This window comes from Rhizobium pisi (genome assembly GCF_003938655.1).
In the GTDB taxonomy this organism is placed as follows: domain Bacteria; phylum Pseudomonadota; class Alphaproteobacteria; order Rhizobiales; family Rhizobiaceae; genus Rhizobium; species Rhizobium pisi.
In genome coordinates, this window is sequence record NZ_RJJT01000003.1 from 262,474 (window position 1) to 288,473 (window position 26,000).

Consider the following 26,000-nt stretch of genomic DNA (forward strand, 5'->3'; position numbering starts at 1 on the left):
AGGCCCCATCACTTTGGTTGGGCGGACTTTGCGAACCACTGCTCGAAGGTGATCGAGCCGAGCCGCGGATTGTCGTCGGAGACCAGCGACTGGTCGTTGAGCCGTGCGCCGAAATATTTCGCTTCGGCATCGGCCTCGACGGTGCGCGGATCCTTCATCGCTGTCAGATATCGGGCGACGAGGTCGCTGAGGCGGACCCGTTCAGGACCTGATATCTCCACAGTCGCATTGGCAGGGGCGGAGAGCGCCACGTCGGCCATGGCGTCGGCGACGTCGTCGGAGGCGATCGGCTGCACATAGGCCGGCGACAGGTGGACCGTCTGGCCGACGGTGCCGGATTGGGCGATGCCGCTCAGGAATTCCATGAACTGCGTCGAATGTACGATCGTATAGGGAATGCCCGACGCCTTGATCAGCTTTTCCTGGGCGAGCTTGCCGCGGAAATAGCCGCTTTCCTGAAGGCGCTCGGTGCCGACGACCGACAGCGCGATATGGTGCTTCACGCCGGCGACTTTCTCGGCGGCGAGAAGGTTGCGGCCGGAGGTCTCGAAGAATTCGAGCACGGCCTTGTCCTCGAAGGAGGGCGAATTGGCAAGGTCGAGCACGACTTCGGCGCCCGCGAGTGCCTCGGCCAATCCTTCGCCGGTGATCGTGTTGACGCCGGAATTCGGCGAGGCGGCAATCACGTCATGTCCCCGCTTGCGCAGGCGTTCGACAGTCTTCGAACCGATGAGGCCGGTTCCGCCGATGATAACGATTTTCATAATAGATCTCCCGTTCGCTGCCGCGATGCGGCAGCGTCAAAGTTGAATCTTCTCAATGAATTGCGAGGGTTAGTTCAGGCCTGCCTTGTCGAGGCCGTAAGCCTTGTCGGCCGAGCCGGGCACCGTCTTGAAGCCGACATTGACGCGGTTCCAGGCATTGATCGCCATGACGACGAAGGTCAGGTCCGAAATTTCCTTCTCCGAAAGCTGGCCGCGAACCCGTTCGTAGATCTCATCGGGAACGCCGCCTTCCGGCAACTCGGTCAAGGCTTCGGTCCAGGCAAGGGCAGCGCGCTCGCGAGGAACGAACAGGTTCGATTCCCGCCAGATGGCGACGTGGTGGATGCGCAATTCGCTCTCGCCGAAGATCTTCGCCTGCTTCACATGCATGTCGAGGCAAAAGCCGCATCCGTTGATCTGCGAAGCGCGGATCTCGATGAGGGCCTGAAGCTTTTCGTCGATCACGCTGTTCTTCAGCGCCATGCTGAATTCCATGAATTTCTTGAAAAGCTCGGGGGACTGCTGGGCGTAGTTCAATCGCTGGGTCATGTCATTTCTCCTCTAATTAAGGATACCTGATATCCTTATGGACAAAAGATATCCTTAATCGCTGGACTGTAAAGCTATTCCAGCTTAGTCTGGCCGCATAAAGCCTATGCACAAAAGTATGAGGGGTGGGGATGGATATCGTTTCGGCATTGCGGACTTTCCTGCGCGTCGTGGAGACGGGCTCGTTTTCGGCGGCGGCGCATGATCTCGACGTGACGCAGCCGTCGGTCTCGCGGCAAGTCGCAGCCCTTGAGGGGCATTTCAACACCCGCCTCCTACATCGCACGACGAGCGGCCTGTCGCTGACGGCGGAGGGGGAACGGATGATGCCGATGGCGCTGCGGATTCTCGAAGCGGTGGAGGAGCTCGGCGATGCCGCCGGATCGGGAGGCACGGTAGCCTCCGGCAAGGTCCGGCTCAGCGTTCCCGCGCCGCTCGGCCTCTTTTTGAGCGAGCGGCTGGGCGATCTTCTTGCCGCCCACCCCAAACTCTCGGTGGAGCTGATGTTCAGGGAGCAAAGCTCCCACATGATCGAGGAGCGCCTGGATCTCGAAGTGCGGTTGGGTTCGGTCGCAGACAGCAGCCTCGTCTGCCGGCGGATCGGCTGGACGACCGCCTTCCTCGTGGCGTCACCCGCCTACCTCGCGCGCAAGGCGCCGCCGCGCCAGCCGCGGGATATCAAGGACCATGAATGCCTGTGCTACAACAGGGCGGGCGAGGCCAATGCATGGTCCTTCTCGAACGGCTCGGAGGACATCTCCGTCAGGATCTCGCCGCGGCTGACCGCCTGCAGCGCTGTTGCCATTCACAGGGCAGCTCTTGCCGGCGCGGGCCTTGCGGTGCTCTCCCACATCATCGCCGTGCCCGATATCGTCGCCGGCCGGCTGATCCCGGTGATGGAGGGTTTCCAACCGAGCCGGCTGCCGATCACCGTCGTTTACCCCTCCAGGCGCAACATGGCGCTGCGCGTCAAGACGGTCCTGGACTTCCTCACCGATACGATCGGGCAGGACCCCTCGATGTGCGCGAGCGGCTGAGCCCAGATCGAATTGCCTTCGCATTGAGGCGGATGGACTGGCCTATTGACCGACTGGAGCTGCGAGTGGAGAAGCGACTTGAGCCTTGTTGCGCATGGCAGTCAGCAAGGTCAGCAGTCCGTCGCGCTCATAGCCTCTGTACCAGTCGGTGCTGTCTCGGCGCACCTCGATGGTGTCGTCCACAAGCGCGGCGGCGAATTTGCCGTCTCCGTCGAGGGTGAAGATAAACGGAATGCCAGAACCGAGATGTTCGGCGGCACCCGTCAGGTTGAGCACATCCATGCCATTCGCATATTGCTGGTCGATGTGAAGCACGACGAAATTGTCCGCCACATAGGCATTAAGCCGTTCGGCGCTTTTCGAAATATCGGAAGGCGGACGTTCGTAAATTGTTGCGGTCTGGCTGGGTTCAGGGCGGCTCGGGCTACCAAAGCGATAGGTGAATATATCCGTCTCGCCATGAATATAGGCGTCGAAGACATGGCACCAGATGCACCATTCGGCACCGAAGGAGACCAGCACGGTCTTGTGTTCCGCAGCTGCCTTCGCCACCGCCATTCGATAAATCTGGACCTGGCCAGAACACTGGTCATAAAGCGTGGCCCGCCCATCCCGGCACGTTTCACTTGTCTTCCCCGGAAAACTTTCGATGGGCTTTTGCGCGAAAGAGGGGCTAGCGGGATAAAACACAGCGGCAATCCCGATCACGGCAACCAAAGCAGCGCAAGCAAAGGCAGTTTTCTTTAGCGATATCATATTGTTCTACACGACAACCCCAGGAGGTTATCTCTTTGCAGGATTTTGCAACGGTTGTCACCAGTATCCACTTAGGATGACCGTGATGAAGTGGGGGCATCGCCTTGCCGGCAGGCGGACAAGCCGTCCTCGGCCATGCCGCGTCAGTTTCCGCCTTGCCTAATACCGGCGAATCCTGCCAAGTCCTGCGATCATGCAATTTGCGCCGCAACAAGACGAAGCCCTGAAGGCTGTTTCGAAATGGCTGAAGGAAGGGCGCTCGCCGCTCTTTCGCCTGTTCGGCTATGCCGGAACGGGGAAGACGACGCTTGCCAGGCATTTTGCCGAGAATGTCGACGGCGACGTGCTGTTTGCCGCCTTCACCGGCAAGGCCGCGCAGGTGCTGCGCTCACGCGGCGCCTCCAACGCCAAGACGATCCACTCGCTGATCTACCGCCCGCGCGGCGAGGAAGAGGTGGAGAACGAGGAAACCGGCAAGACCTCGATCGCGCCGATGTTTTCGATCAACCGGCAGAGCCCGGTCGCCAAGGCCGCGCTGATCATCGTCGACGAATGCTCGATGGTGGACGAGGCGCTCGGCAAGGACCTGATGAGCTTCGGCACGCCGATCCTGGTGCTCGGCGATCCCGGCCAGTTGCCGCCGGTCAGCGGCGGCGGCTTCTTCACCAATGAGGAGCCGGATTACCTCCTGACCGATATCCACCGGCAGGCGCGCGACAATCCGATCATCAAGCTCGCCATGCAGGTGCGCGAAGGCAATGAGGTGATGTACGGCGATTACGGCACGGCCAAGGTGATCTCGAAGAACGAGGTGACGCAGCAGCTCGTGCTCGATGCCGACCAGGTGCTCGTCGGCACCAACAGGACAAGGCGGCGCTACAATCAGCGCCTGCGTGAATTGAAGGGCTTCAGCGCCGATTATCCGCAGACCGGCGACAAGCTCGTCTGTCTGAGGAACGATCCGGCCAAGGGCCTGCTCAACGGCTCGCTCTGGCAGGTGATGACTTCATCCAAGGAAACGACGAAGCCCGGCATCAACCTGCTCGTCCGTCCCGAGGACGACGACATGGACCGCGGGGCGGCCAAGATCAAGCTGCTTAAGCAGGCCTTCGAGGATGTCGAAGGCGAGATCCCCTGGAACACGCGCAAGCGCTACGACGAGTTCGACTATGGTTATGCCCTGACCGTTCATAAGGCGCAGGGTTCGCAGTGGAACGACGTCGTGCTCTTCGACGAGAGCTGGGCCTTTCGCGATACGCGGGAGCGCTGGCTCTATACCGCGATCACGCGCGCGGCCGAGACGCTGACGATCGTGCGTTGATCGCGATCATATCCACGATCACGTCCGTGATGCTCATCACAATCGTGATGCGGTCAGGCGCGGGAAGGGACGGGGGCGGCCGTCGGGGAATGCCTCAGGCCTGCACGATGCCGAGCAGAACCGCCTTGGCGATCGCCTGGAAGCGGTTGTTGGCGCGGAATTTCAGGATGATTCCGGCTTCGAGATCCCTGGTCTCGTCATGCTTCAGGTCGAGTGCGCGGGCGATTCGCTGGGTGGAATAGCCCTCCGCCATCAGTTCCAGGCAGCGAAGCTCCCGCGGGGTCAGGCTGGAGCTGTCCTGATTGTCGTTCAGCGGCGCCATCTCCATGCCGCCGTCGAAATCCAGGAGGTCGCCGACCTGCTGGAGCTGGCGGTGCAGCGTCGACATTTCGGCCGTCAGCTCGCGCTTGCGCACCTGCAGGGCCTCGCGGAACATGGTCTCGGCCGATTCCTGCGAATCGGCCTTGCGAAGCTCGTCCATCAGTTCCTGGATGACGGCGATCGGCATGCCCGTCTCGCGACAGACGGTGATGACAGCCATGCGCATCACGTCGTCCTGACCGTAGACCCGCATCAGGCCGATGCGATTGGCAGAGATCAACCCCTTTTCTTCGTAGAAATGCAGTGTCCTGTGCGTAACGCCGAATGCGTTGGCCATATCGGCAATGGGCACGGGACCGTCTGGTAGATCCGGCGGCAGCGCAGCCGAAGGCAGAAACCGGTATTTCGACCGGGCCTCCGAAGCAATACCGGCGGTGGCAAACAGGCGTTTGGAACCGTCTGGCATGAACCCTCCTGGGGCATCTTGTTGCACCTCATGCGGTTTTGCCAGTTGCTTCCCGGGCGCGGCGAGTGGGGTTTCCTCTAGGCGTTCTTGTCATTGGGAAAGAAGCAGTACGCGGCCTACCAACGCGATACGATGTCCAGGTTATGCGGGAACGATCTTTTTTATAAGTGCTAAAAATAATCTCTTTTAAATGGGATAGCAACGTGACGGCCTAATTTACCAAGGCTTTAAGTGTGCTGCAGCAAAACATGCGCTGCATTGCGGCATTGGCTGGTCGTCTTTCGAGGCGACGGGAATTACTGTTTGCGGTACGCCGGTGCTGTCGAATGATCCGGCCAAACGCAATGCCCATCAGCGATCGGCATCGCATCCATCTGCGAATCTCGTTGGTCATCGCAGGGCACTTGGCATAAAAGCAGGGCCTCCCGTTTCCGTGACCGATGGATGCCAGCCATGCCCGCCAAGCTCTCCGTAAACCTCAACGCCGTCGCCATGCTGCGCAACCGGCGCGACCTGCCCTGGCCGAGCGTCGAAGCGCTCGGGCGCATCGCGCTGGCCGCGGGGGCCAGCGGGCTGACGGTGCATCCGCGCCCGGACCAGCGCCATATAAGATTTTCCGACCTGCCCGTTATCCGCAACCTGATCGACGACGAATTCCCCAAGGCCGAGTTCAACATCGAGGGCTATCCGACGGACGAATTCCTCGATCTCTGCGCCGGCGCCGCCCCCGAGCAGGTGACGCTGGTGCCCGACGATCCCTCGCAGGCGACCTCCGATCACGGCTGGGATTTCCGCAAGCATCAGGCATTCCTGACCGTTACAGTCGCGCGGCTGAAGGCAATGGGATGCCGTGTCTCGCTGTTTGCCGACGGCGACGGGGATGCGGAAGCGGTCAAGATCGCCAAGGCGGTCGGCGCCGACCGGATCGAACTTTACACCGGCCCCTATGGCGGCTGCTACGATGCGCCGGAGCGGGCCGCCCCGATCCTCGAAGCGCTCGGCCGGACGGCGGACGCGGCCCTTGCCATCGGCCTTGCCGTCAATGCCGGTCACGATCTCACGGTCGCCAACCTGCCGGCGCTCGTAAAGCGCATTCCTGCGCTGGCCGAAGTCTCGATCGGCCATGGCCTCACCGCCGACGCGCTGGAATACGGCATGGCGGAAACGGTGCGGCGGTTCTGCCGGGCTTGCGGCCAGGCGGTTTGACGGCATCGTCGATCGGCGATACGGCGGTATAAACTGGGTCTTGCTGCCGGACTGGCAGTGCCTGGGGCACCCCCCCTCTGCCCTGCCGGGCATCTCCCCCACAAGGGTGGAGATCGGCAAGATGCTTGACCATCGCTCCCTCTCAGACGGCACCGACGACCACAATGCTTGAGTTGTTTGGGGAAGCCGGTGCGCCCAGCCAATCTCCACCCTTGTGGGGGAGATGCGCGGCAGGGCAGAGGGGGGTGTCACACGGCACGCCCTCTCCTCATTCCTGTCCTCAGGGCTTTGCCCCGAGGATGTCACAGGAACCCACCCAGGGCGCGTCCGCGCCGTGGGTGACCCATCTGTCTGACGTGATGACATTTCCTCATTCAAAGTCCAACTGCTCATCCCTGCGGCGAGCGCAGGGATGAGCGGAAAGCTCAATGGCCTCCGGCGCTGCCTGCAGCCGTCAAAGCAGCCTTATGCGCCACGAAGAAATCCTTCAGTGGCTGCGGCTTCTTGCCGGTCAGCTTGGTGAAGTCTTCGGTGAGGATGGCGAATTTGCCGGCGCGGGTGTTGGCGTCGGCCGAAACCAGCATGTCGGCGACGAAGCCGGGGAGGCCGGCGCCGCGGATGCCCTGGCCGAGCTGCTCGTCATTGACGTCGACCACGTCAAGCGGCTTGCCGGCGACTTCGGAGACGATGGCGGCGATCTGCCGGTTGGTCAGCAGTTCTCCGCCGGTCAGGGTATAGGTGGCGCTGTCGGAGGTGCCGGAGGCGAGGGCGGCTGCGATCGCCAGCGCGCAGTCGTCGCGCGAAATGGTCGAGATCTTGCCGTCGCCCGTGGCGCTGTACCATTTGCCGCCCTGGAGGTTGTGCGGCATGCCGTGCAGGTAGTTGTCGTGATACCAGGCGTCGCGGATGATCGTGTAGCCGACGCCGCTCGCCTTGATGGCGTTTTCGGTGCCGAGGTGGTCGGGCGCGAAGGTGACGAGCGAATCGTCGGGCGCCGGCATTGAGGTATAGGCGATGTGCTTGACGCCTGCCTTGGCGGCGGCAGCGACGGCGGCCTTGTGCTGGGCGAGACGCTTGCCGGGAGTATCGAGAGCATCGGTGCTGATGATCAGCAGCCGGTCGACGCCGGCGAAAGCCTTCTCCAGGCCGGCAGCGTCATCGAAATCGGCTTTGCGGGTGACGACGCCCTTGTTTGCGAGCTCGGCAAGCTTTTCCGGGCTGCGCGTTGCCGCGACGATGTTGCCGGGGGCGACCTTGTAGGTCTCGATCAGGTGATGGATGACACGCTGGCCGAGCTGTCCGGCCGCGCCGGTGACCAGGATGGTTTCGCTCATAAGTCGTTTCCTTCTGCGTTCCGATGGTGGTCTCAAAAAGAGAGTAACACTAGAATAGGAATTGACTTCGCGGTGTAAAGGAGGCAGTTTTTCGGCTGTACGTTACCAAAAGGGAACCAGCAGATGAGCGGCGCAGTCGTCAGTCTGAAGAACAGGACGCCGGGGATGCGGCGCGAGATCGATCTCGCCGATCTCGATTTTTCCAATTGCCCGGTCCGGGACATGATGCAGCAGATCGGCGGCAAATGGTCGACGCTGCTGCTTGAGGTGCTGGCAGCCGAGCCCCATCGGTTCGGCGAGCTGCGGCGCTTGCTCCCCGATATCTCGCAGCGCATGCTGACGCAGACGCTGCGCGACCTGCAGAGGGATGGTTATATTGCCCGCGAGGTCTTCCCGACCAAGCCGCCGAGCGTCGAATATTCGATGACCGATCTCGGCCGCTCGCTTTACCAGCCGCTGTCGCAGCTGTTGAACTGGGCGGAGGCGAACCACGAGGCGGTGCGCGCCGCCCGCTCGCGTTTCGATTCTGTCGACAGCTAGTGGCGTCAGCGTTCATTTCGTCGGTCGCGTAAACAGAGCGCGGAACAATTCCTCCGATCGCCGCAATCCTTCTTCGCTGAGGACGACAGACTTGGCCTTGCCTGCGGGATTTTCAATCAGGCCCTTCCGATGCAGGCGGTCCATCACGTCCCAGTCGAAACCCTTCCAGGCGCGGTCTCCGTCATGCAGCGTCAGCCATAGCAATGCCAGAACGGCATCGTCGATCTTCTCTTCGTCCATGTCCATGTTGGAAACATCCCATAAAAACGAAAATTCTTGAGCGGTGAGCGGGGGTGCGCCCGCTCACCCGATGTCTGCATTTATAAGCCCGCATTGAGGATTTGGATATCGGGTCTCAGATTTTGCCTTCCTGCTTGCCGCGTCCTTCCGTCAGGAACAGGAGGAAGGCCAGCGCGGGGAAGCAGAAGCCGATCCAGGCCGTCATCGTCCAGCCGCCGGTCGCATAGGCCCAGCCGCCGAGCGCGGAGCCGAGGGCGCCGCCGGCAAAGAACGTGGCCATGAACAGGCCGTTGAGCCGGCTGCGGTGTTCCGGGTTCAGCCCATAGATGGCGCGCTGGCCGCAGACGAGATTGGTCGTCACGCCGAAATCAAGAAGGATCGCCGCCGCCGTCAAGAGCAGCAAGGCGGTGAGCGAGCCATCCGTGGCGAAATGGCTGATCAGGAAGGAGGCCATGCCGAGCAGCATGGCGATCGTCGAGGCGATCTTCGTCATGCCGCGATCGGCAAGCCGGCCGGCGATCGGCGAGGCGACCGCGCCTGAAGCACCGGCGAGCGCGAAGAGGGCAATGCCGTTCTGTGTCAGGCCGAAGGCCGGACTTGCGAGCAGCAGCGGCGTCGTCGTCCAGAACAGGCTGAAGGCGCCGAACATGCCGGCCTGATAGAGGGCGCGGCGCTGCAATACGCGCGAGGTCAACGCCAGATGGGCCATGGAGGCGAGCAGCTCGCCATAGCGCAGCTTCGTCTTCGGCAGGCGGACCGGCAGATTGGCGCGGAGCACGATGGCGAGCACGATCATCAGCCCCGCGGTGACGTAATAGACGACGTGCCAGGACGAGGCCTCGGCGACGAAGCTTGCGAATGGGCGGGCGAGCATGATGCCACAGAGCAGGCCGCTCATGACGTTGCCGACGACCTGGCCGCGTGTGGCATCCGGCGCCATGTTCGCGGCGAAGGGAACCAGCACCTGAACGGCGACCGAGGCGAGGCCGATGGAGAGCGAGGCGGTGAGGAAGGCGGCAGGCGTCGTCGACAGCGCCGCACCGATGAGTGCAACGGCGGAGACTGATATCAGCAGCAAGACCAGGCGACGGTTTTCCGTCAGGTCGCCGAGCGGCACGATCAGCAGCAGGCCGAGGCCGTAGCCTATCTGCGTCAGGGTGACGATCAGGCCGGTGGCCGCGGGTGTGAAGCCGAGATCGGCGCTAATCGGGCCGGCAAGCGGCTGGCCATAATAGAGATTGGCGGCCACCAGCCCGCAGGCGGCGGCGAAAAGGAAGGTGAGCCAGGGCGATAGCGCTCGTGGGATAGCCCTATCCGGCGTGGTGGCTGAAATGCTCATCGGAAACTCCGGTGTCCAAAGATTTTGGGGATTGAATGCAAAAATGCTGGCTGCGGCCACCCGATCCTTGACCGGGTGTCGTTATTTTCGATCGTCTGGGGCGCGGCCATAAAGCGCGCCGCAATCTTTCAGATTGGCTCCCCGCGCATGTCGTGATCGCAAAAGCGCTGCACGGTTTTGCGCGACAGGATTTACGTCACGAGCTTCATCGCCGCTTCGGCCGCGGCGACCATCTCCTGCCTGCTGCGTCCTGTTTTGCCGATGACACGCAAGCCCTTGGTGAAGCAAAGAAAGGTGAGGGCGGCGGCATCCGCCTCCACCGTCTGCGGAATGCTGCCGTCGGCCTGGCCGATGCGGATGAGATCAGCCATCAGCTTCTCGTCGGCGGCAAAGGCAGCCGCGACATGGGCGGCGGATTCCTCGTCGAGCAGGGAAAAATCGTTGGCGCCGCCGACGACGAGGCAGCCTTTGCGGCCGTCATCGCCATAGGAGCGGTCGGTGTAATACATCACCATCTGGAAGACTTTCTCGCGGCCGGTTTCCGCAGACGCGATCATCGCTTCCAGGCGCCGCCGGCCGAGTTGCCGGTAACGGGTAAAGGCTGCGAGAAAGACGCCGCGCTTGTCCTTGAACGCCTTGTAGATGCTGCCCGAGGTCAGGCCCATTGCCTCGGTCAGATCGCTGATCGAGGTCGCGTGGTAGCCGCGTTCGGAAAAGACCTGCAGGACGGCATCAAGTGCGACATCCATATCGAACTCGCGCGGACGGCCACGGCTGCGGGTTTTTTCATCTGATGTGAGGTTGGCAACGGTCATGGCTCTTAATTAGGGAACGATCGTTTCCAAATCAAGCGAAATTTTTGCGACCCAACAAATCGCTGGACGAGATCAGAGGGTCAGAACCCAGTTCTGGCCGTTCGCCTCGGGGCCGAACATGCGATGTCTCTCCTCGGAGACAAGGCGGAAGCCTGCTTTGACGTAGATGGCGCGGGCGGTCTCCAGCATGTCGTTGGTCCAGAGTGAAAGCTCGCGGTAGCCCTTATGCCTGGAGAAGCGGATGCATTCGTCGACCAGCAGCTTGCCAAGGCCGAGGCCGCGGGCCGATTTGTCGACATAGAGCAGGCGCAGCTTTGCGATGCCGTCGCCGCCGTTGGTGACGAGGACCGAGCCGACATTGACGCCGCCGCGCTCGGCGATCCAGCAATATTCCAGGGCCGGATCGAAATTGGCGAGGAATTTTCCCGCGACTTCGGCGACCAGCGCCTCGAAGCGTAGATCCCAGCCATACTCCTCGGCATAGAAGCGGCCCTGGCTCTGGACGATCCAGCCGATATCGCCGGCGCGATGGGCACGGATGACCGCCGGCGCGGGCTTGGCCGCCGGGTCGAGCAGGGCGCGGATCGTGCCCATGGCGCGGACCGCTGCCTCCGGCTCGCCGGCCGCGAGATTGTCGAAACGGGCGGCGATCTGCGCGTTGGCGCGCCGGCCGAGCTCCTCGAACTGCTCCCGTCCCCGGTCGGTGACAATAATGACCTGGCTGCGCAGATCGGCCGGATCGGGACTGGTTTCGATCAGCCCTTCGGCGCGGAAACGCTTGAGGATGCGGCTGAGATAGGCCGGGTCGAGATGCAGGTCGCGGACAAGTGCCGTGGCGCTGACGCCATCGTGCGAGCCGATCTCGAAGAGGATGCGGGCATCCGTCAGCGTAAACGGCGAGTCGAGATAGGCCTTGTTGAGAAGGCCGAGGAAATTCGTATAGAAGCGGTTGAAATCGCGGGCGGTTTCAATGAGAGCGGTGTCGGACATGGCAAAGGTCTCCAGGTGGAGATTCTTGCCAATTTGCTGACAAACCTCGCTCTTTGCTCGGCGTCATCCCAGGCCTTGTGCCGAGGATCTGCTCCATCTCAACCGGCTGCAGATGCCCGGGGACAAGCCCGAGCATGACGAAAGAGAAGCTGGCCGACCTGTCAGCAGTGCGGCAAAGGTCTCCGAATGAAGACCTTTGTCCTGCATTTAGTTGACTGAGTCAACTAAATTGTCAATTCAAGCGGCTTCCTCTTCGGCCGCTTCCTCGGCGCCGAGCGCGAAATCGACCGCCGCGCGCGCATGGATCGCAGTCGTATCGAAGCCCGGCAGCGGCAGGCGGTCGGGATCGAGGATCAGGCAGATCTCGGTGCAACCGAGGATGATGCTGTCGGCGCCGCGATCCACGGCGCGGTCGATGATATCAATCAGCTTTTCGCGCGAGCTGTTGTGCACTCTGCCGGCGCAGAGCTCGTTGAAGATGATGTCGTGCACGGTGGTGCGGTCGCTCGCATCAGGCACCATGATGTCGAGACCGAGGCTCTTCATGCGCTCGGCGTAAAAGCCGTGCTCCATCGTGTAGCGGGTAGCAAGCAGCAGCGGGCGCTTGCGGCCGGCGGCATGCAGCGATTTCGCCGTCTCGTCGATGATGTGGATCAACGGCACGGAGATCTTCTTCGCAACCTCATCGGCGATCAAATGCATGGTGTTGGTGCAGATGAGGACGCAGCTGGCACCGCCTACCTGCAGGCGCAGAGCCACGTCGGCGAGGCGACGGGCGGCCATATCCCAGTTACCGGCCTTCTGAAGGGCGACGATCTCCTCGAAATTGACCGAATGCAGGATGAGCTCGGCAGAGGCGAGGCCGCCCCTGCGGGCACGCACCATCTCGTTGACGAGGCGGTAATAGACCGCCGAACTTTCGAAACTCATGCCGCCGATCAGACCGATCGTTTCCATCTCTTCATGCTCCCATGCTTGAACTTCGAAAATGATGCCGCATTCCCGGCGCGGCGTGTTTGCGTTGTTTGTCCTCCATACGAGGAGTGTGCTACAATTTTGCGCGATTTGGTAATATTATGCAAAATGAAGGCGCGAGGTTGACTTCACACACATGCTGGACGATCGCGACAGACGTATTCTCGACATGCTGCAGAAGGATGCCGGCATATCCGTGACCGACCTTGCCGAGCGCGTGGCGCTTTCGGTATCGGCCTGCTCGCGGCGCATCCAGAGGCTGGAGGAGAGCGGCCATATCGCCCGGCGCATCGTCGTGCTCGACCGGGAGCGGATGGGCGTGCCGACGACGGTCTTTGCCCTCGTCAAGACGGCGCATCATTCCGACGAATGGACGGAAACTTTCCGCAGGATCATCAGCGACATTCCCGAAATCGTCGAGGCGCACCGGCTGACCGGCAACCACGATTACATCCTGAAGATCGTGCTGCCGCGCGTCGAACATTACGACGTGATCTACAAGCAGATCGTGCGCAAGCTCGAACTTTTCGACGTCTCGGCGTCGATTTCGATGGAAGAATTGAAACAGGGAATGGCGATACCCGTGGGTTACGCCAGGTGAAGAGTGGATGAACGCCTGGCACCCGGTTTTGTCGGGAAAAGGCAAGATTGGATCGCTGGAAGAGCCGATAATCCTCAGCGCCATCGCCAGCGATTAATTTGTCTCTCTACGGAACGTTTTTCGACATATTACGTTCACCTTTGGTTCAGGAGGAGAGGAAGATATTGCCTCCACTTGGAGGAGGAGAGGAGAACGGTCATGAGAAAGCTAAGCGTCGCTGCGTTATGCTTGATCATAGGTGCCCCCGGCATCACGCCGGCTCAAGCGTTTCCGGCTATCAACCCACCCCGGATCGATGCGCAGCCGCAGATAGAGCAAGTGCAATGGCGCGGCCATGGCGGCGGTCACTGGGGTGGTGGCCACTGGGATGGCGGCCATTACGGAGGCGGGTATTACGGCCATCATCACAATGGATCGGGCTGGGGCTGGGCCTTGGGTGGTCTGGCCGTCGGCACGATCATTGGCGGGGCATTGGCACAGCCCTATTACGGCGGCTATTATGGTTCACCCTACGGCGGCTATTACGGCTCGGGCGGCTATTACGGCTCGCCCTACGGCTATTACGGATCGCCTTACCGCTATTACGGCTCGCCCTACCGCTACTATGGACGACCCTATCGGGCCTATGCGTCGACTGCCTATTATGGAGGAGGCGGCAACCACGAGAGCTGGTGCTATGCGCGCTATCGCTCGTACAGGGCGTTCGACAATACCTTCCAGCCCTATCACGGACCGCGTCGCCAGTGCGTCGGTCCCTATTGAGGGTACGTTACGCATCTGCGCTGTGAACTGGTTCCTGGCCGGCTATCGGTCGAACGGCACGTCTGTATTGCAGCCCAACCGAAGCTCGGTCTGGGCTGCATAACTGTGCCTGACTTCCATTCCATGAGCTTCGCAGGGTCGGATTGCCGGAGAAGCGGATAATCTGAGCGCCACCAGCTGCCGGTGGCGCAGGGCAGGCATGCCGAAACGGCGGTTGCAACCTTCGCGGCAAAGGCCACATTGGCTTTCAGCGAAATGGCGCAAAGGGGCAGGTCATGGGCGATCATCATGTCGTCGTTGTCGGCGGCGGTTTCGGCGGGCTGCAGCTCGTCAACGGGTTGAAGGGCGCAGGCGTGAAGATCACCCTCGTCGACCGGCGCAACCATCATCTCTTCCAGCCGCTACTCTATCAGGTGGCAACGACCATCCTCTCCACCTCTGAGATCGCCTGGCCGATCCGCCGCCTCTATGCCGACCGGCCCGACGTGACGGTGCTGCTCGGTGAAGTCACCAGCGTCGACAGCGGCGCGAAGACGGTTTCATTACGCAGCGGCATGACTCTCGGTTATGACACGCTGGTGCTGGCGACCGGGGCGACGCATGCCTATTTCGGCCGTGACGAATGGGAGCCGGTGGCGCCCGGCCTGAAGACGCTGGAGGATGCGACGACCATCCGCAGGCGGGTGCTGCTTGCCTTCGAAAAGGCGGAGATGGAGGCCGATCCCGCCGTGCGCGATGCGCTGCTGACCTTCACCATCGTCGGCGCAGGGCCAACCGGCGTCGAGCTTGCCGGCATCATCGCCGAGCTTGCGCATTTCACGCTGCCCAAGGAATTCCGCAACATCGACACGCGCAAGACCCGCGTCGTGCTGGTCGAGGCCGGCCCCCGCGTGCTGCCAACCTTCGCCGAAGAGCTTTCGGCCTATGCCGAAAAGGCGCTTGAGAAGGTTGGGGTCGAGGTTCTTCTCGGCAGCCCGGTGACCGATTGCAGCGCCGACGGCGTGCAGATCGGCGAGACCTTCATCCCGAGCCGGACGATCGTCTGGGCGGCCGGCGTCACCGCCTCGCCGGCGGCGCAATGGCTCGGCGTGCCGGCCGACCGGGCAGGGCGCGTCGTCGTCGAAAAGGATCTGAGCGCGCCTGGCCTGCCCGACGTCTTCGTCATCGGCGACACCGCCGCCGTACTGCGGGAGGACGGCAAGCCGGTGCCGGGCATCGCGCCCGCCGCCAAGCAGCAGGGCGGCTACGTCGCCAAGGTCATCCGCGCCCGCCTGTCGGGCAAACCGGCGCCGGCGCCTTTCAGATATTGGCACCAGGGGAGCCTGGCGACGATCGGCAAGAGTGCTGCGATCATCGATTTCGGTCGGATCAAGCTGAAAGGCTGGCTAGCCTGGTGGATCTGGGGCATCGCCCACATCTACTTCCTCATCGGCACCCGCTCACGCTTCTCCGTCGCCTGGAGCTGGCTGTGGATCTATCTCAGCGGCCAGCACAGCGCCCGGCTGATCACCCAGCGGGAGACGATGCGGGAGGAGGGGTAGGGGGAGCCCATGACAAGGGAGAGGGTGCCGTGAGGGGGCTTACACGGCATCCCCTTTCCTCCGTCATTCCTGTGCCTGTCACAGGAATCCCAGCCACGGCGCGTCTGCGCCGTGAATGACTCTCATAGGCAAGGGATTCTTCCGCGCCCAAGGACTTGGGCTTGCTGGATCCCTGTGACAAGCACAGGGATGAGGGTGGGAGTGACGTCTCGCGCTAGATTTCCGCCACAGATGACGCGTGAGCTGGCTTTTAGCCATACGGCGGATGGGCAGCATGGTCCAAGCTTGACATATCTCCGCACACACCCTTAGCATTGCCCCCGCGTCTCCCAACCACCGGGAGTTACGCATCCAAGCCGTAACAACGGGTAGAGGTTCCAATGCGCCGATTCACTTCTCACGAAAATCACATCCGAATTTCCGAGAAGTTGGTGGTTTATGCGCACTTTGAATCTGGGCATCCTCGCCCATGTGGATGCAGGCAAGACTAGCCTTACCGAAAGACTGCTTTTTAACGCCGGGGTTATCGACAAGCTCGGCAGCGTCGATACCGGCAATACACAGACGGACACTCTCGAACTCGAGCGGCAACGCGGCATCACGATCAGGGCCGCGGTGGTGTCGTTTGCGATTGGCGACAGGGTCGTCAATCTGATCGACACACCCGGCCATCCCGATTTCATCGCCGAGGTCGAGCGGGTGCTGGGATTGCTGGATGCCGCGGTCGTCGTCGTTTCGGCGGTCGAAGGCGTGCAGGCGCAGACGCGCGTGCTGGTGCGGGCGCTGCGGCGGCTCGGCGTTCCCTTCGTCTTCTTCGTCAACAAGATCGATCGTCCTGGCGCGCGTTATCGGGATGTGATCGAGACCCTTGCCGCGCAGCTGGCGGTCCGCCCCATCGCCATGTCCTCGGTCATCGATGCCGGAGCCAAGCTTGCCCGGCTGGAGACGCTCTCTCCGGGAGACGAGCCGCTCTTTTCGGCGCTCTGCGAGACGCTCGGGGAAAGTGACGAGGCGCTGCTCGATGACTATGTCGTCGCTCCCGATCGGCTGACGGAGGAAAGGCTCGGGCGCTGCCTGGCCGATCAGGTGGCGAGAGGGCTCGTGCATCCCGTCTTTGCGGGCGCTGCGATGACCGGCGTCGGCATCTCCGCTTTGGCATCGGCCATTGCGACGATCCTGCCGGCGCGGCGCCCCGATCCGGATGGTCCGGTCGCCGGCAGGATCTTCAAGATCGAACGCGGCTGGGGCGGCGAAAAGCTCTCCTACATCTACCTGAACTCAGGCACGGTGCGGCTCCGGCAATCTCTGGACCTGCCCAAAGGCCCGGAACGGGTGACCGCGATCCATGTTTTCGAGGCCGGCCGGGTTCATGGCGCCGAGAGTCTTCGCGCCGGGCAGATCGCGCGCGTCAGCGGCCTGGCCGGCGCCCGCATCGGGGATGCGGTGGGCTGTGATTCCGCGGGCGGACGGGTTCACTTCGCGCCGCCGACGCTCGAAACCCGCGTTTTTGCCCGGCGGCCTTCCGACAAGGCGGCGCTCTGGCTGGCGCTGAACCAGATGGCCGAACAGGATCCCTTGATCAATCTGCGCCGGAACGAGGAGGCGGACGAAGTCTTCGTGTCGCTTTACGGCGAGGTGCAGAAGGAGGTTATCCAATCGACCCTGCTGGCGGATTTCGGCATCGAGGCAAGGTTCGAGGAAAGCACGGTCATCCTGGTCGAGAGGCCCTTGGGGATCGGGGCCGGCCTGCAGATCCTCTTCAAGGAGCCCAATCCGTTTCTCGCGACCGTCGGCCTGCGCGTCGAGCCGCGCGCCCCTGGAGCGGGCAACAGCTTCGCGCTCGAAGTCGATGTCGGCCAGATGCCTGTCGCCTTCTACCGGGCGGTCGAGGAAACCGTGTTCGAGACGCTGAAGCAGGGGATTTTCGGCTGGCAGGTCATCGATTGCCACGTGGCGATGACGGCGGCCCGCCACAGTTCGCCCGCAAGCACCGCCGCCGATTTCCGCCAGCTGACGCCATGGGTGCTGGCAACGGCGCTATCGGCCGCGCAGACCGTCCTCTGCGAGCCGGTCGACCGCTTTCATCTCGTCGCGCCCATGGAGAGCTTGAGCGGCGTGCTCACTCTGCTTGCAAAATCGGCAGCGGCGATGACGGATTCGGTGATCGCCGATGGCGTCGCCCGGCTCGAAGGCACCATGGCGTCTCAGATGATCCAAGGCGTCCAGCAGCAATTGCCGGGCCTGACGAGCGGGGCGGGGACCATGGAAACCTCCTTCGATCACTACGCCCCGATCGCCGGCCAGCCGCGCATGCGCGGGCGCTCCGGCCCCGATCCGTTCAACGGCGCCGAATATCTGCTGCGTCTGCGGGGTGTTCCCATTTAAGTACAATTGTCTGGCGTCGCATAGAAGAACGTTGATGTAGAGCTATTCCCTCGCCAAAGGTCTCTGCATCGAATAATCATAGCTCGCTGGCTGGGAAGAGAGCGTGAGATCTTTGCATGACAAGCGACGTATCAGCTGACGGAAAGCATCGTTTCTGGATGCTCGATTTGTTGCGTGGAGCGTCCGCAATACTCGTTCTTATCTATCATTCCAGCAGTGCATTTCCTGTCGCTTATGCTGCCGTCGATCTTTTCTTCATGTTAAGCGGCTTCGTTTTGGCGGAAAGATACGGCGAGAGCCTGTTAAAGGCGGGTGGCCGCCGAGACTTCATCAGTCACCGTATTGCGCGATTGTACCCCGTCTACCTTGTTTGCACATTGCTCGGCGCTGTGTCCGTTTTCCCATTGATTGGTCACCTTGAAAACTGGAGCCGCAGCGCTTTTGCCGTTTCCTCCGTTGCCAGCCTGCTTATGCTTCCGGCGCCGTCGGACACTGTTCTCGGCATTCTGCCCTTGAACGGCCCGGCATGGTCGTTGTTCTTTGAAGTCGTGGCCAACGCAGTCTTTTTATTCACTGCGGCTCGTTTCCGGCCGGCCGTTTCTATTGTCGCGCTATCGGCGCCGGCGTTTATCGTTGCGCTGTGGTACTTTCGATACCCGCCGGGCTCTGTTTGGGGTGATATTGTCGGGGGCTTTCCCCGGGTGCTGGCGTCTTTCTATGGCGGAGTGCTTATCAGTTGTCTTTGGCGACGAGGCTTCCGCATCAGGCTTGCTGCCTGGCCCGCTTGGATTTTGGTGGCTGCTCTTGCGGCGCTCTATTCGGGATTCGTCCTCACCGAGAGAAAATACTATCTGCTCCTGACATTTGCCGCTCACCCAATGATCATGTGGTTTGGCTTGTGTCTGGCAAGAAATGCACGGTTTGAACGCATCGCCACCTGGATGGGCGAGATATCCTATCCTCTTTACCTCGTGCACGTACCGCTGCTTATTCTTCTCGCAACGTACGGAGTGGGCGATTGCTTTGCTTTGCGCAATTATCTCGGGCTCGGCAACACCTCCTGGGGCGGCGAATGCCACCGAGACGCAACTCCTTTGGTGGTATTCCTTTTGCCCCTGTCATTGTTGACGGCGCACCTCATCGCTATCTCGATACAGTCCCCTGGCCGAAAGTTGTGGCTTCGTTGGAGGCCAATCTAGCCGTCCATAATTGACGGCTACACTTCGAGACGGCCGGTTGCAGGTAGTCCGCGCCGGATAGACAGGCGGCCCCCGAAGGAGCCGCCCCTCGTTCCTCAGGCCGCCAGCGAGGCGATGTCGATCACGAAGCGGTAGCGGACGTCGCTTTTCAGGACGCGCTCATAGGCTTCGTTGACCTGCTGGATGTTGATCTTCTCGATCTCGGAGACGATGTTGTGCTTGCCGCAGAAGTCGAGCATTTCCTGGGTTTCCTTGATCGATCCGATCATCGAGCCGGAGATGCTCTTGCGGCCGGGGATGATCGAGAAGGCATGCACCGGGATCGGGTGTTCCGGGGCGCCGACGACCACGAAGGAACCGTCCACCTTGAGCAGGCCGAGATAGGCGTTCCAGTCGATCCCGGCGCTGACGGTGCAGATGATCAGGTCGAACGTGCCGGCGAGCTTCGTGAAGGTTTCCGGGTCGTTGGTGGCGTAATATTCCTTGGCGCCGAGCTTCAGGCCGTCTTCCTTCTTGGAAAGGGTCTGGGAGAGCACGGTGATATCGGCGCCCATGGCCGAACCAAGCTTGACGCCCATGTGGCCAAGGCCGCCCATGCCGAGGATCGCGACCTTCTTGTCGGGGCCGGCATTCCAGTGGCGCAGCGGCGAATAGAGCGTGATGCCGGCGCAGAGCAGCGGCGCGGAGGCATCGAGCGGAAGGTTGTCAGGGATCGACATGACATAGCCCTCTTTGACGACGATGCTATCGGAATAGCCGCCCTGGGTGCGTGTCTTGCCGTCGGCTTCGAAATCATTGTAGGTGCCGCTGAGACCCGGCATGTACTGTTCGCGGTCGAGATCGCGCTCGGCGCAGCCGATGCAGGAATCGACGAAGCAGCCGACGCCGACGCGGTCGCCGACCTTGAACTTGGTTACGGCGGAGCCGACGGCCGAGACGATGCCGGCGATCTCATGGCCGGGCACGATCGGGTAGACGGCGTTCTTCCACTCGTTGCGGACGGTGTGGATGTCGGAATGGCAGATGCCAGCAAACTTGATGTCGATGACGACGTCATCGGGGTTCGGGTTGCGGCGCTCGAAGGTGAAGGGGGTGAGCGGCTTGGAAGCGTCGGTGGCGGCGTAGCCTCTTGCAATAGGCATGGGAACCTTCCTTTTTGATCATGGAGTGGGGGTTGAACGGGATGCTGGACTATTGCCCGGAACCGCGCGAGAGGGTTAGAGCGATCCTCCGAGCTTTTTGCACGATCCTGCAAAAGTGAGAGGCCGGCCTGTTTGCGAAATGGCGAAGGCACTCTAGATAGAGGCGGTATCGCCGGCGTCAGACAATTGACAGAAAGAGTTGCCGCATGACCTTGCCCTACAGCCCCTATCAGGAAATCGTCGACATCTCGATGCGCTTCGCACCTCACGACGGCGGGTTCTCCACGGCGATCGGCAATCTACACATCAGCCGCCGATCCAGGCCCAGCGACCCGCTGCACAGCAGCTACCAGCCGTGTTTCGCCTTCGTGCTGCAAGGGGCCAAGAGCCTGCGCCTCGGCACGGAGCAGATCAGCTATGGCACCGGCGACTATCTTTTGACCTCGCTCGACCTGCCGGTCGCCTGGCGCGTCACGGAGGCGAGCCCCGAGGTTCCGCACCTCTGCCTGGGGCTGGCAATCGACTCCGAAAAGCTGCTGGAGCTTTTGAGCCGCATCGATATTCCGCGCCCGGCCGCCCATACCGACGGGCAGCGCGGGATGGCGGTGAATGTCGCTCCGCCGGAACTGCTCGACGCCGCTGTCCGCCTGATGCGTTTGCTCGATCGTCCAGCCGACATCCCGGCCATGGCGCCGCTGATCGAGCAGGAAATCCTCTACCGTGTGCTGACCGGGCCTGACGGCGCGCGGCTGATCAACATCGCCACGGCAGACAGCCACAGCAACCGGGTCGCGCGCGCGGTCGCGTGGCTGAAGGAAAATTTCGCGCGGCCGCTGCGGATCGAAGACCTTGCCGAGCGCGTCAGCATGAGCGTGTCGTCCTTCCATCACCACTTCAAATCGGTGACGGCGATGACGCCGGTGCAGTATCAGAAGCAGCTTCGCCTGCATGAGGCGCGCCGCCTGATGCTCGTCGAGCGGCTCGATGCCGGCACGGCCGGCCACCGCGTCGGCTATCAGAGCCCCTCGCAGTTCAGCCGCGAATACAGCCGCCTCTACGGCGCGTCACCCGCCCGCGATATCGACGGCGCGCGCGAAATCATGGCGGCGGAATAGAGCGCAGCGCGTCCGCCAAGACGCCGGTGCAGTTGCTATTAAAGGATGTTTGACGTTTCGCAGCTAGGCTTGTTCGAAACACCAAGCACTGATGGCGGCATGACGCAAACACCATTTCTTTCCATCGTCGCGCCTTGTCACAACGAGGAAGAGGGTCTGCGCGAATTCTGCCGTCGCGCGGTGGCCGCTGCTCGCAGCGTTGCCGGCGATGCCTTCGAGCTCATTCTCGTCGATGACGGCTCGTCCGACGGCACCTGGGAGATCATCTCGGATCTGGCGGCTGATGTGCCCGAGGTGCTCGGCATTCGCCTCCTGCGCAATCACGGCCACCAGCTGGCATCGACGGCGGGTCTTGCCGCGTCCCGGGGCGAGCGCGTGCTTTTGATCGACGCCGATCTTCAGGATCCGCCCGAACTGCTTTTGATGATGATGCCGATCATGGAGCGCGGCGCCGACGTCGTCTACGGCCAGCGCACGCGCCGCGAGGGTGAAACCTGGTTCAAGCTCGCCTCGGCTTCGCTCTTCTATCGCGCCCTGTCCAGGCTCGCTTCGGTGACCATCCCGCGCGATACCGGCGATTTCCGGCTGATGCGCCGGCGCGTCGTCGATATCCTGCTCGCCATGCCGGAGCGCGATCGCTTCATTCGCGGCATGGTCAGCTGGATCGGCGGCAGGCAGGTGGCCCTGCCTTATGAGCGTGATGCCCGCTTTGCCGGCACGACGAAATATCCGCTGCGCAAGATGATCAATTTTGCGCTCGACGCGATCACCAGCTTTTCGACGACGCCGCTGCGTATCGCCACATGGCTCGGCGTGGTCAGCGCCGGCGTCGCGATCGCGTTGCTCGTCTATACATTCGTGCGCTGGCTGGAAGGCGAAACGGTTACCGGCTGGTCGTCGATCATGGTCGCCGTCAGCGTCTTCAGCGCCATCCAGCTGATCTGCATCGGCATCATCGGCGAGTATCTCGGCCGTCTCGTGCAGGAGAGCAAGAAACGGCCGATGTTCATGATCGAAACGGTCCGGCGCGGCAGCGAACAGGCTGAACTGCCGGCCGTCTTTTCCGAGATGAGCGCGAGCGACCGACGCGCCGCGCTGGATGCAGTCTTTGCATCCGGTGAGCCGCCGCGGTCGCAAAAGACCAGCCGGATCGGATAATGGACCAGATTGCCGCGCCTGCCTCGGCCAAGGCCAAGCCTGAAGAATCGGCTGCCAGACAGGATTCCACCATCGCGATCGCCGCTTTCGTCGCACTTGCCGCGGCCTTGGTGGTGCTGTTTCCTTTTCCGCCCATTCTCGATTATGCCAATCACTACGCTCGTCTCTGGCTTCTTTCGGGCGGAATAGGCGAGCAGCCTTTTCCTCAGATCTATGCGGTCGATTGGAACCGCACCTTCACCAATGTGGGAATGGATCTCCTGGCCGTCTGGCTCGGACCGCTCATCGGCGCGGATGCTCTGGCGCGGGCCTTGCTTTTCCTGGCGATCGTGCTGCCGCCGCTTGGCGCGATCTGCCTGCACCGCGCGCTTTTCGGAGGCCGGCACTATTGGCAGATCGCCATGCTGTCGCTCGGCTGGTGCGCCACCATGATCGGCGGCTTCATCAATTTCCAGATCGGCCTCGGCATGGCGCTTGTCTTCGCCTGCGTGGATCTGCGGCTGCAGGGGAAAAATCCCGCCTTGGCTTTTGCCTGGCGGCTCGCCGCCGCACTGGCGCTGACGGTAATGCATATCTTCGCGCTCGGCTTCTACATGGCGATCGTCTGCGGCCTCGAATTTTCCTGGCGCATCGACATAGTGCGATCGAAAGCGGGCCTGCTCAGACTTGCCGGCCGGTTGGCACTGGCGCTTGGCGCCTGCGTCCTCCCGCCGCTTTCGCTCTATCTCCATACGGCGGCTCTGCCCAACGCCGCCGGCAATGGCCTCGGCCTTGTCTGGAACGACAGCATCGTTTTGATTGTCCAGAATTTGCTCTCCGCCATCATGACCTATGTTCCGGTGGTGGATGTCGTGCTGGTTCTGCCGCTGATTTTCATCTGCACGCGGGCCGCGCGCGTCGGCGACATTCGTATTCATGCAGGGCTTGCCGTCGCCGCCTGTGGCCTCCTGCTTCTCTCCTGTATTTCGCCTCGCCACGCGCTCGGCACCGGATGGATCAGCTGGCGCTTTCCGATCATGGCGGCGCTCGTCGCTATGGCAATGGTGTGCCCCTTCGCCAATCTCACGCGCCGGCAGGCGCTGCTGCTGGCGCTCATCGTCAATCTCACGGTGTTCGGCCGTACCGGCTGGATCGGATGGAACTGGTGGTTGGCGCAGAAGGATGTTGCCGCCGTTGAGAGCGTTCTCAAGAAGATACCGGCCGGTGCGGCCGTGCTGCCTCTGGAGCACAAAGCGGGGAAGGAAAGCGGCCTTGCCCACTCCAGCCGGATTTTTGTGTGGGGACTGGCTACCTACCGGCATCTGCCGGCGCTTGCCCTGCCGTTCTCCCATGCTTTCGTGCCGACACTCTTCACCGCAAAAGGCAAGCAGCCGCTCTCCGTCCTGCCGCCATGGTCTGAGATCGCGGCTCCCGAGAGCAGTCTCGTGTCGATTGGCGTGCTTTCCTGCCCGGCATTGATGCAGGAGTTTAAAGCCGATCCGTCTTATCTGTACCTGTCGGATTGGCGCAGGCGGTTCGATTTCGTCCTGGTCGCCAATGCCGATGTTACCGACGACTATGTCGGCAACGTCATGCCAGCCGGCCTGACGCTCATCGAGGATGCCGGTTTCGCGAAGCTATACGCGATCGACAAGACGATGCCGGAAGAATCTCCGCCGATCCCTGCCGGCTGCGCTGCGGCATCAATTGCCCTTGGGTCATGATCGCGCCGGCCTTCCAGTTTTTCGGTTTAGGCTCCGATCAGCCTGGAGATTTCAGCGCCTTGTCGGCACGGCATTTGGCGAGCTTCAGCTGGCGGAAGGAGAGGATTTTCGTGATGCGATCCTTGCCGTCGGTCTCGACGCCCATGCAGGCGCAGGCATAGCCATAATTGCCGTTGGTCCTGACGTAATCGTGTTCTGATATATCGGGGATCAGGTCCATGCCTTCCACCGCATCGACATCCTCGCCCTGGGTCATGATCGTCCAGGTGTTCTCCGCATCCTGCAGCCACCAGTTGGCGGGCGTCGGATTCTCGATCCAGCCGCAACGCGTCTCGGCGGCCTGTGCATTCGCCGCGATGGTCACGGCTGCGGTGATGATGGCCGCGGCTACCCAGTATTTCATTGGCTTTTCCTCGTCGCCGGATTTCAATTGTTGATCGCGATGATCGCCCAATGGCTGTCCTGGCAGGCATTGTCGTCGCAGACCGCGCCCATCCAGACGGCGCCGTTCGCGAGCATGACGCCGTCGCTGTTGACGAAGAGATCCTGATATTGCTGGCGCCCGACGGTGCGGCGGGTCTCAGCCGTCACCAGATCGTCGAAATTCTCGACGAAATCCTCGGCATTCTCGACATCGTAGGTCTCGCCGTTCGCCTTGACGGTGAGCGGGTATTCGACAAGGCCGGCGATAGCCTCGGCATCGCCCGAGCGCATCGCGCGGACGAGCTGGCGCAGCGGCCGGTCGAAACCCGCGGCATCGCCGTGCAACTCCTCGATCTTGTTGTAGACGTCGTTTTCCGACTGCGCGAAAGCGCCGATGGTCAGGGGCGTCGTTGCCAGGAGCAGTGTTCCGGCTAGAAGAAGGGCGGCGGGCAGGCGCGGCATGGAAGGCTCCCGGCAAATGGCGTGGCGCGACATTATGCGATTCCCGGGCGGGCGCGCCTATGCAATTCTGGCGTTTCGCCGGGATATCGGTCATAAAAAAATCCGCCGGGGCTTCTTGACGTCCCGATCGGTTTGCCGCATATAGCTCACGAACCGTACCGTACGGTACTTTCAAAGGGGAGCCACGTCCGTGTCCGTCGATACCGCAGAGCCGAGCGAATTTTCGCCGCGCCAGAACGCCGTTCTGGAGCAGGCGCTGCAGTTGCTCGTCGATGGCGGCGAGAAGGCGCTGACGACCTCGGGGGTCGCGCGCGCCGCCAATTGCTCCAAGGAAAGCCTCTACAAGTGGTTCGGCGACCGCGACGGGCTTCTGTCGGCGATGATCGCCTACCAGGCAAGCAAGGTGCGCACTTTCGAGCGCAACGGCGAGCGACTGACGGCGGCGAGCCTGCACGACCATGTCGTCATCTTCGCGCGCGACCTCTTGGAGGTTCTGGCCGGCGACGTCTCGCTGGCGCTGAACCGGCTGGCGATCGGCCAGTCGCACCGCGACGGCTCCAAGCTCGGCAAGCTGCTGCTTGAACGCGGCCGCCGCCAGATCGACCGGCGCGCCATGGCGCTGATCGATGCCGGCAAAAGGGCAGGGCTCCTTCGGTTTTCCGATGCCGACGAGGCCTATCACACGCTTTACGGCCTCGTGGTCTCCGACCTGCATGTGCGCATGCTGCTCGGCGAGCCCGGCCTCAAGGATACCGCGCGCCAGGCGGAGAGGGCGGTGACCGCCTTCCTCCGGCTCTACGGCACGGACAAGGTTCTCGCGGAGATGCCGGCTCTCGGCTGACCCGCTTTCATGACA

General features: G+C 62.1%; 26 protein-coding genes. 13 read left to right on the forward strand and 13 right to left on the reverse strand.

Going from position 1 to position 26,000, the window contains the following annotated elements; genetic code table 11:
- Positions 1-8 precede the first annotated feature (8 nt).
- The gene (locus EFD55_RS05865; protein ID WP_125843672.1) at positions 9-764 is read right to left on the reverse strand and encodes an SDR family oxidoreductase; all 756 of its coding nucleotides are present in this window, start codon (positions 762-764) and stop codon (positions 9-11) included.
- Between the two features lie 69 nt (positions 765-833).
- Entirely contained in the window at positions 834-1,313 is a 480-nt protein-coding gene (locus EFD55_RS05870; RefSeq protein WP_125843673.1) for a carboxymuconolactone decarboxylase family protein, read from the reverse strand.
- Positions 1,314-1,444: 131 nt separating this feature from the next.
- On the opposite strand from EFD55_RS05870, the gene EFD55_RS05875 reads away from it, so the two are divergent.
- Entirely contained in the window at positions 1,445-2,350 is a 906-nt protein-coding gene (locus EFD55_RS05875) for a LysR family transcriptional regulator (RefSeq protein ID WP_125843674.1), read from the forward strand.
- 42 nt (positions 2,351-2,392) lie between these two features.
- Here EFD55_RS05875 and EFD55_RS05880 read toward each other — a convergent pair whose 3' ends face one another.
- Positions 2,393-3,106, reverse strand: a complete 714-nt coding sequence (locus EFD55_RS05880; RefSeq protein ID WP_125843675.1) for a thioredoxin domain-containing protein — start codon at positions 3,104-3,106, stop codon at positions 2,393-2,395.
- Between the two features lie 193 nt (positions 3,107-3,299).
- Here EFD55_RS05880 and EFD55_RS05885 point away from each other — a divergent pair, with 193 nt between their 5' ends.
- Positions 3,300-4,427 (forward strand): ATP-dependent DNA helicase, encoded by a 1,128-nt coding sequence (locus EFD55_RS05885; RefSeq protein WP_125843676.1) that lies wholly within the window; start codon positions 3,300-3,302, stop codon positions 4,425-4,427.
- Positions 4,428-4,521: 94 nt separating this feature from the next.
- On the opposite strand, the gene EFD55_RS05890 is transcribed toward EFD55_RS05885, so the two are convergent.
- Complete coding sequence (locus EFD55_RS05890; protein WP_125843677.1) at positions 4,522-5,214, reverse strand: MerR family transcriptional regulator; 693 nt, start codon at positions 5,212-5,214, stop codon at positions 4,522-4,524.
- A 453-nt stretch (positions 5,215-5,667) separates the two neighbouring features.
- On the opposite strand from EFD55_RS05890, the gene EFD55_RS05895 reads away from it, so the two are divergent.
- Positions 5,668-6,420, forward strand: a complete 753-nt coding sequence (locus EFD55_RS05895; protein WP_125843678.1) for a pyridoxine 5'-phosphate synthase — start codon at positions 5,668-5,670, stop codon at positions 6,418-6,420.
- A 425-nt stretch (positions 6,421-6,845) separates the two neighbouring features.
- Here the strand turns inward: EFD55_RS05895 and EFD55_RS05905 are convergent, their stop codons facing one another.
- Positions 6,846-7,754 carry an SDR family oxidoreductase gene (locus EFD55_RS05905; RefSeq protein ID WP_125843679.1) on the reverse strand — a complete coding sequence of 303 codons (909 nt, stop codon included), beginning with the start codon at positions 7,752-7,754 and terminating at the stop codon, positions 6,846-6,848.
- A gap of 123 nt (positions 7,755-7,877) precedes the next feature.
- Here EFD55_RS05905 and EFD55_RS05910 point away from each other — a divergent pair, with 123 nt between their 5' ends.
- Complete coding sequence (locus tag EFD55_RS05910; RefSeq protein ID WP_125843680.1) at positions 7,878-8,294, forward strand: winged helix-turn-helix transcriptional regulator; 417 nt, start codon at positions 7,878-7,880, stop codon at positions 8,292-8,294.
- A gap of 12 nt (positions 8,295-8,306) precedes the next feature.
- Here EFD55_RS05910 and EFD55_RS05915 read toward each other — a convergent pair whose 3' ends face one another.
- The 5 genes from EFD55_RS05915 to EFD55_RS05935 all read right to left on the reverse strand — a co-directional run bounded on the left by EFD55_RS05915 (position 8,307) and on the right by EFD55_RS05935 (position 12,635).
- Entirely contained in the window at positions 8,307-8,540 is a 234-nt protein-coding gene (locus EFD55_RS05915) for a DUF6429 family protein (protein ID WP_125843681.1), read from the reverse strand.
- Between the two features lie 109 nt (positions 8,541-8,649).
- Positions 8,650-9,873, reverse strand: a complete 1,224-nt coding sequence (locus EFD55_RS05920) for an MFS transporter (RefSeq protein WP_125843682.1) — start codon at positions 9,871-9,873, stop codon at positions 8,650-8,652.
- A 191-nt stretch (positions 9,874-10,064) separates the two neighbouring features.
- Positions 10,065-10,688 carry a TetR/AcrR family transcriptional regulator gene (locus tag EFD55_RS05925; protein WP_125843683.1) on the reverse strand — a complete coding sequence of 208 codons (624 nt, stop codon included), beginning with the start codon at positions 10,686-10,688 and terminating at the stop codon, positions 10,065-10,067.
- A 72-nt stretch (positions 10,689-10,760) separates the two neighbouring features.
- On the reverse strand, positions 10,761-11,678 hold the full coding sequence (locus EFD55_RS05930) for a bifunctional helix-turn-helix transcriptional regulator/GNAT family N-acetyltransferase (RefSeq protein WP_125843684.1): 918 nt from the start codon (positions 11,676-11,678) through the stop codon (positions 10,761-10,763).
- Between the two features lie 237 nt (positions 11,679-11,915).
- Positions 11,916-12,635 carry an aspartate/glutamate racemase family protein gene (locus tag EFD55_RS05935; RefSeq protein ID WP_125843685.1) on the reverse strand — a complete coding sequence of 240 codons (720 nt, stop codon included), beginning with the start codon at positions 12,633-12,635 and terminating at the stop codon, positions 11,916-11,918.
- Positions 12,636-12,789: 154 nt separating this feature from the next.
- Between EFD55_RS05935 and EFD55_RS05940 the strand changes: the two genes are divergently transcribed.
- The 5 genes from EFD55_RS05940 (at position 12,790) to EFD55_RS05960 (ending at position 19,141) form a co-directional block, all read left to right on the forward strand.
- Entirely contained in the window at positions 12,790-13,254 is a 465-nt protein-coding gene (locus tag EFD55_RS05940) for an Lrp/AsnC family transcriptional regulator (RefSeq protein ID WP_125843686.1), read from the forward strand.
- Positions 13,255-13,452: 198 nt separating this feature from the next.
- Complete coding sequence (locus EFD55_RS05945; RefSeq protein ID WP_125843687.1) at positions 13,453-14,016, forward strand: BA14K family protein; 564 nt, start codon at positions 13,453-13,455, stop codon at positions 14,014-14,016.
- 275 nt (positions 14,017-14,291) lie between these two features.
- Complete coding sequence (locus EFD55_RS05950; protein WP_125843688.1) at positions 14,292-15,557, forward strand: NAD(P)/FAD-dependent oxidoreductase; 1,266 nt, start codon at positions 14,292-14,294, stop codon at positions 15,555-15,557.
- Positions 15,558-15,995: 438 nt separating this feature from the next.
- A complete protein-coding gene (locus EFD55_RS05955) occupies positions 15,996-17,942 on the forward strand; it encodes an elongation factor G (RefSeq protein ID WP_125843689.1) in 1,947 nt (648 codons plus the stop codon).
- Positions 17,943-18,058: 116 nt separating this feature from the next.
- Positions 18,059-19,141: an acyltransferase family protein gene (locus EFD55_RS05960; RefSeq protein ID WP_125843690.1), complete on the forward strand. Its 1,083-nt coding sequence runs from the start codon at positions 18,059-18,061 to the stop codon at positions 19,139-19,141.
- Positions 19,142-19,236: 95 nt separating this feature from the next.
- On the opposite strand, the gene EFD55_RS05965 is transcribed toward EFD55_RS05960, so the two are convergent.
- A complete protein-coding gene (locus EFD55_RS05965) occupies positions 19,237-20,283 on the reverse strand; it encodes an NAD(P)-dependent alcohol dehydrogenase (RefSeq protein ID WP_125843691.1) in 1,047 nt (348 codons plus the stop codon).
- 206 nt (positions 20,284-20,489) lie between these two features.
- Here EFD55_RS05965 and EFD55_RS05970 point away from each other — a divergent pair, with 206 nt between their 5' ends.
- From EFD55_RS05970 to EFD55_RS05980, 3 genes are all read left to right on the forward strand, one after another.
- Positions 20,490-21,398 carry an AraC family transcriptional regulator gene (locus EFD55_RS05970; RefSeq protein WP_125843692.1) on the forward strand — a complete coding sequence of 303 codons (909 nt, stop codon included), beginning with the start codon at positions 20,490-20,492 and terminating at the stop codon, positions 21,396-21,398.
- A 99-nt stretch (positions 21,399-21,497) separates the two neighbouring features.
- Positions 21,498-22,556, forward strand: a complete 1,059-nt coding sequence (locus EFD55_RS05975) for a glycosyltransferase family 2 protein (protein ID WP_125843693.1) — start codon at positions 21,498-21,500, stop codon at positions 22,554-22,556.
- Positions 22,556-24,259 (forward strand): hypothetical protein, encoded by a 1,704-nt coding sequence (locus EFD55_RS05980; protein ID WP_125843694.1) that lies wholly within the window; start codon positions 22,556-22,558, stop codon positions 24,257-24,259. The genes EFD55_RS05975 and EFD55_RS05980 overlap by 1 nt, the downstream gene beginning before the upstream one ends.
- 37 nt (positions 24,260-24,296) lie before the next feature.
- Here EFD55_RS05980 and EFD55_RS05985 read toward each other — a convergent pair whose 3' ends face one another.
- Entirely contained in the window at positions 24,297-24,662 is a 366-nt protein-coding gene (locus tag EFD55_RS05985) for a DUF4087 domain-containing protein (RefSeq protein WP_125843695.1), read from the reverse strand.
- A gap of 23 nt (positions 24,663-24,685) precedes the next feature.
- Positions 24,686-25,144 (reverse strand): hypothetical protein, encoded by a 459-nt coding sequence (locus tag EFD55_RS05990; protein ID WP_125843696.1) that lies wholly within the window; start codon positions 25,142-25,144, stop codon positions 24,686-24,688.
- Between the two features lie 190 nt (positions 25,145-25,334).
- Between EFD55_RS05990 and EFD55_RS05995 the strand changes: the two genes are divergently transcribed.
- On the forward strand, positions 25,335-25,985 hold the full coding sequence (locus EFD55_RS05995) for a TetR/AcrR family transcriptional regulator (RefSeq protein WP_125843697.1): 651 nt from the start codon (positions 25,335-25,337) through the stop codon (positions 25,983-25,985).
- Positions 25,986-26,000 lie beyond the last annotated feature (15 nt).

What these genes read in the sequence shown, in the direction of transcription:
- EFD55_RS05865 (WP_125843672.1), bottom strand. Translation starts at nt 764, where the DNA reads ATGAAAATCGTTATCATCGGCGGAACCGGCCTCATCGGTTCGAAGACT.
- EFD55_RS05870 (WP_125843673.1), bottom strand. Translation starts at nt 1,313, where the DNA reads ATGACCCAGCGATTGAACTACGCCCAGCAGTCCCCCGAGCTTTTCAAG.
- EFD55_RS05875 (WP_125843674.1), top strand. Translation starts at nt 1,445, where the DNA reads ATGGATATCGTTTCGGCATTGCGGACTTTCCTGCGCGTCGTGGAGACG.
- EFD55_RS05880 (WP_125843675.1), bottom strand. Translation starts at nt 3,106, where the DNA reads ATGATATCGCTAAAGAAAACTGCCTTTGCTTGCGCTGCTTTGGTTGCC.
- EFD55_RS05885 (WP_125843676.1), top strand. Translation starts at nt 3,300, where the DNA reads ATGCAATTTGCGCCGCAACAAGACGAAGCCCTGAAGGCTGTTTCGAAA.
- EFD55_RS05890 (WP_125843677.1), bottom strand. Translation starts at nt 5,214, where the DNA reads ATGCCAGACGGTTCCAAACGCCTGTTTGCCACCGCCGGTATTGCTTCG.
- EFD55_RS05895 (WP_125843678.1), top strand. Translation starts at nt 5,668, where the DNA reads ATGCCCGCCAAGCTCTCCGTAAACCTCAACGCCGTCGCCATGCTGCGC.
- EFD55_RS05905 (WP_125843679.1), bottom strand. Translation starts at nt 7,754, where the DNA reads ATGAGCGAAACCATCCTGGTCACCGGCGCGGCCGGACAGCTCGGCCAG.
- EFD55_RS05910 (WP_125843680.1), top strand. Translation starts at nt 7,878, where the DNA reads ATGAGCGGCGCAGTCGTCAGTCTGAAGAACAGGACGCCGGGGATGCGG.
- EFD55_RS05915 (WP_125843681.1), bottom strand. Translation starts at nt 8,540, where the DNA reads ATGGACATGGACGAAGAGAAGATCGACGATGCCGTTCTGGCATTGCTA.
- EFD55_RS05920 (WP_125843682.1), bottom strand. Translation starts at nt 9,873, where the DNA reads ATGAGCATTTCAGCCACCACGCCGGATAGGGCTATCCCACGAGCGCTA.
- EFD55_RS05925 (WP_125843683.1), bottom strand. Translation starts at nt 10,688, where the DNA reads ATGACCGTTGCCAACCTCACATCAGATGAAAAAACCCGCAGCCGTGGC.
- EFD55_RS05930 (WP_125843684.1), bottom strand. Translation starts at nt 11,678, where the DNA reads ATGTCCGACACCGCTCTCATTGAAACCGCCCGCGATTTCAACCGCTTC.
- EFD55_RS05935 (WP_125843685.1), bottom strand. Translation starts at nt 12,635, where the DNA reads ATGGAAACGATCGGTCTGATCGGCGGCATGAGTTTCGAAAGTTCGGCG.
- EFD55_RS05940 (WP_125843686.1), top strand. Translation starts at nt 12,790, where the DNA reads ATGCTGGACGATCGCGACAGACGTATTCTCGACATGCTGCAGAAGGAT.
- EFD55_RS05945 (WP_125843687.1), top strand. Translation starts at nt 13,453, where the DNA reads ATGAGAAAGCTAAGCGTCGCTGCGTTATGCTTGATCATAGGTGCCCCC.
- EFD55_RS05950 (WP_125843688.1), top strand. Translation starts at nt 14,292, where the DNA reads ATGGGCGATCATCATGTCGTCGTTGTCGGCGGCGGTTTCGGCGGGCTG.
- EFD55_RS05955 (WP_125843689.1), top strand. Translation starts at nt 15,996, where the DNA reads ATGCGCACTTTGAATCTGGGCATCCTCGCCCATGTGGATGCAGGCAAG.
- EFD55_RS05960 (WP_125843690.1), top strand. Translation starts at nt 18,059, where the DNA reads ATGACAAGCGACGTATCAGCTGACGGAAAGCATCGTTTCTGGATGCTC.
- EFD55_RS05965 (WP_125843691.1), bottom strand. Translation starts at nt 20,283, where the DNA reads ATGCCTATTGCAAGAGGCTACGCCGCCACCGACGCTTCCAAGCCGCTC.
- EFD55_RS05970 (WP_125843692.1), top strand. Translation starts at nt 20,490, where the DNA reads ATGACCTTGCCCTACAGCCCCTATCAGGAAATCGTCGACATCTCGATG.
- EFD55_RS05975 (WP_125843693.1), top strand. Translation starts at nt 21,498, where the DNA reads ATGACGCAAACACCATTTCTTTCCATCGTCGCGCCTTGTCACAACGAG.
- EFD55_RS05980 (WP_125843694.1), top strand. Translation starts at nt 22,556, where the DNA reads ATGGACCAGATTGCCGCGCCTGCCTCGGCCAAGGCCAAGCCTGAAGAA.
- EFD55_RS05985 (WP_125843695.1), bottom strand. Translation starts at nt 24,662, where the DNA reads ATGAAATACTGGGTAGCCGCGGCCATCATCACCGCAGCCGTGACCATC.
- EFD55_RS05990 (WP_125843696.1), bottom strand. Translation starts at nt 25,144, where the DNA reads ATGCCGCGCCTGCCCGCCGCCCTTCTTCTAGCCGGAACACTGCTCCTG.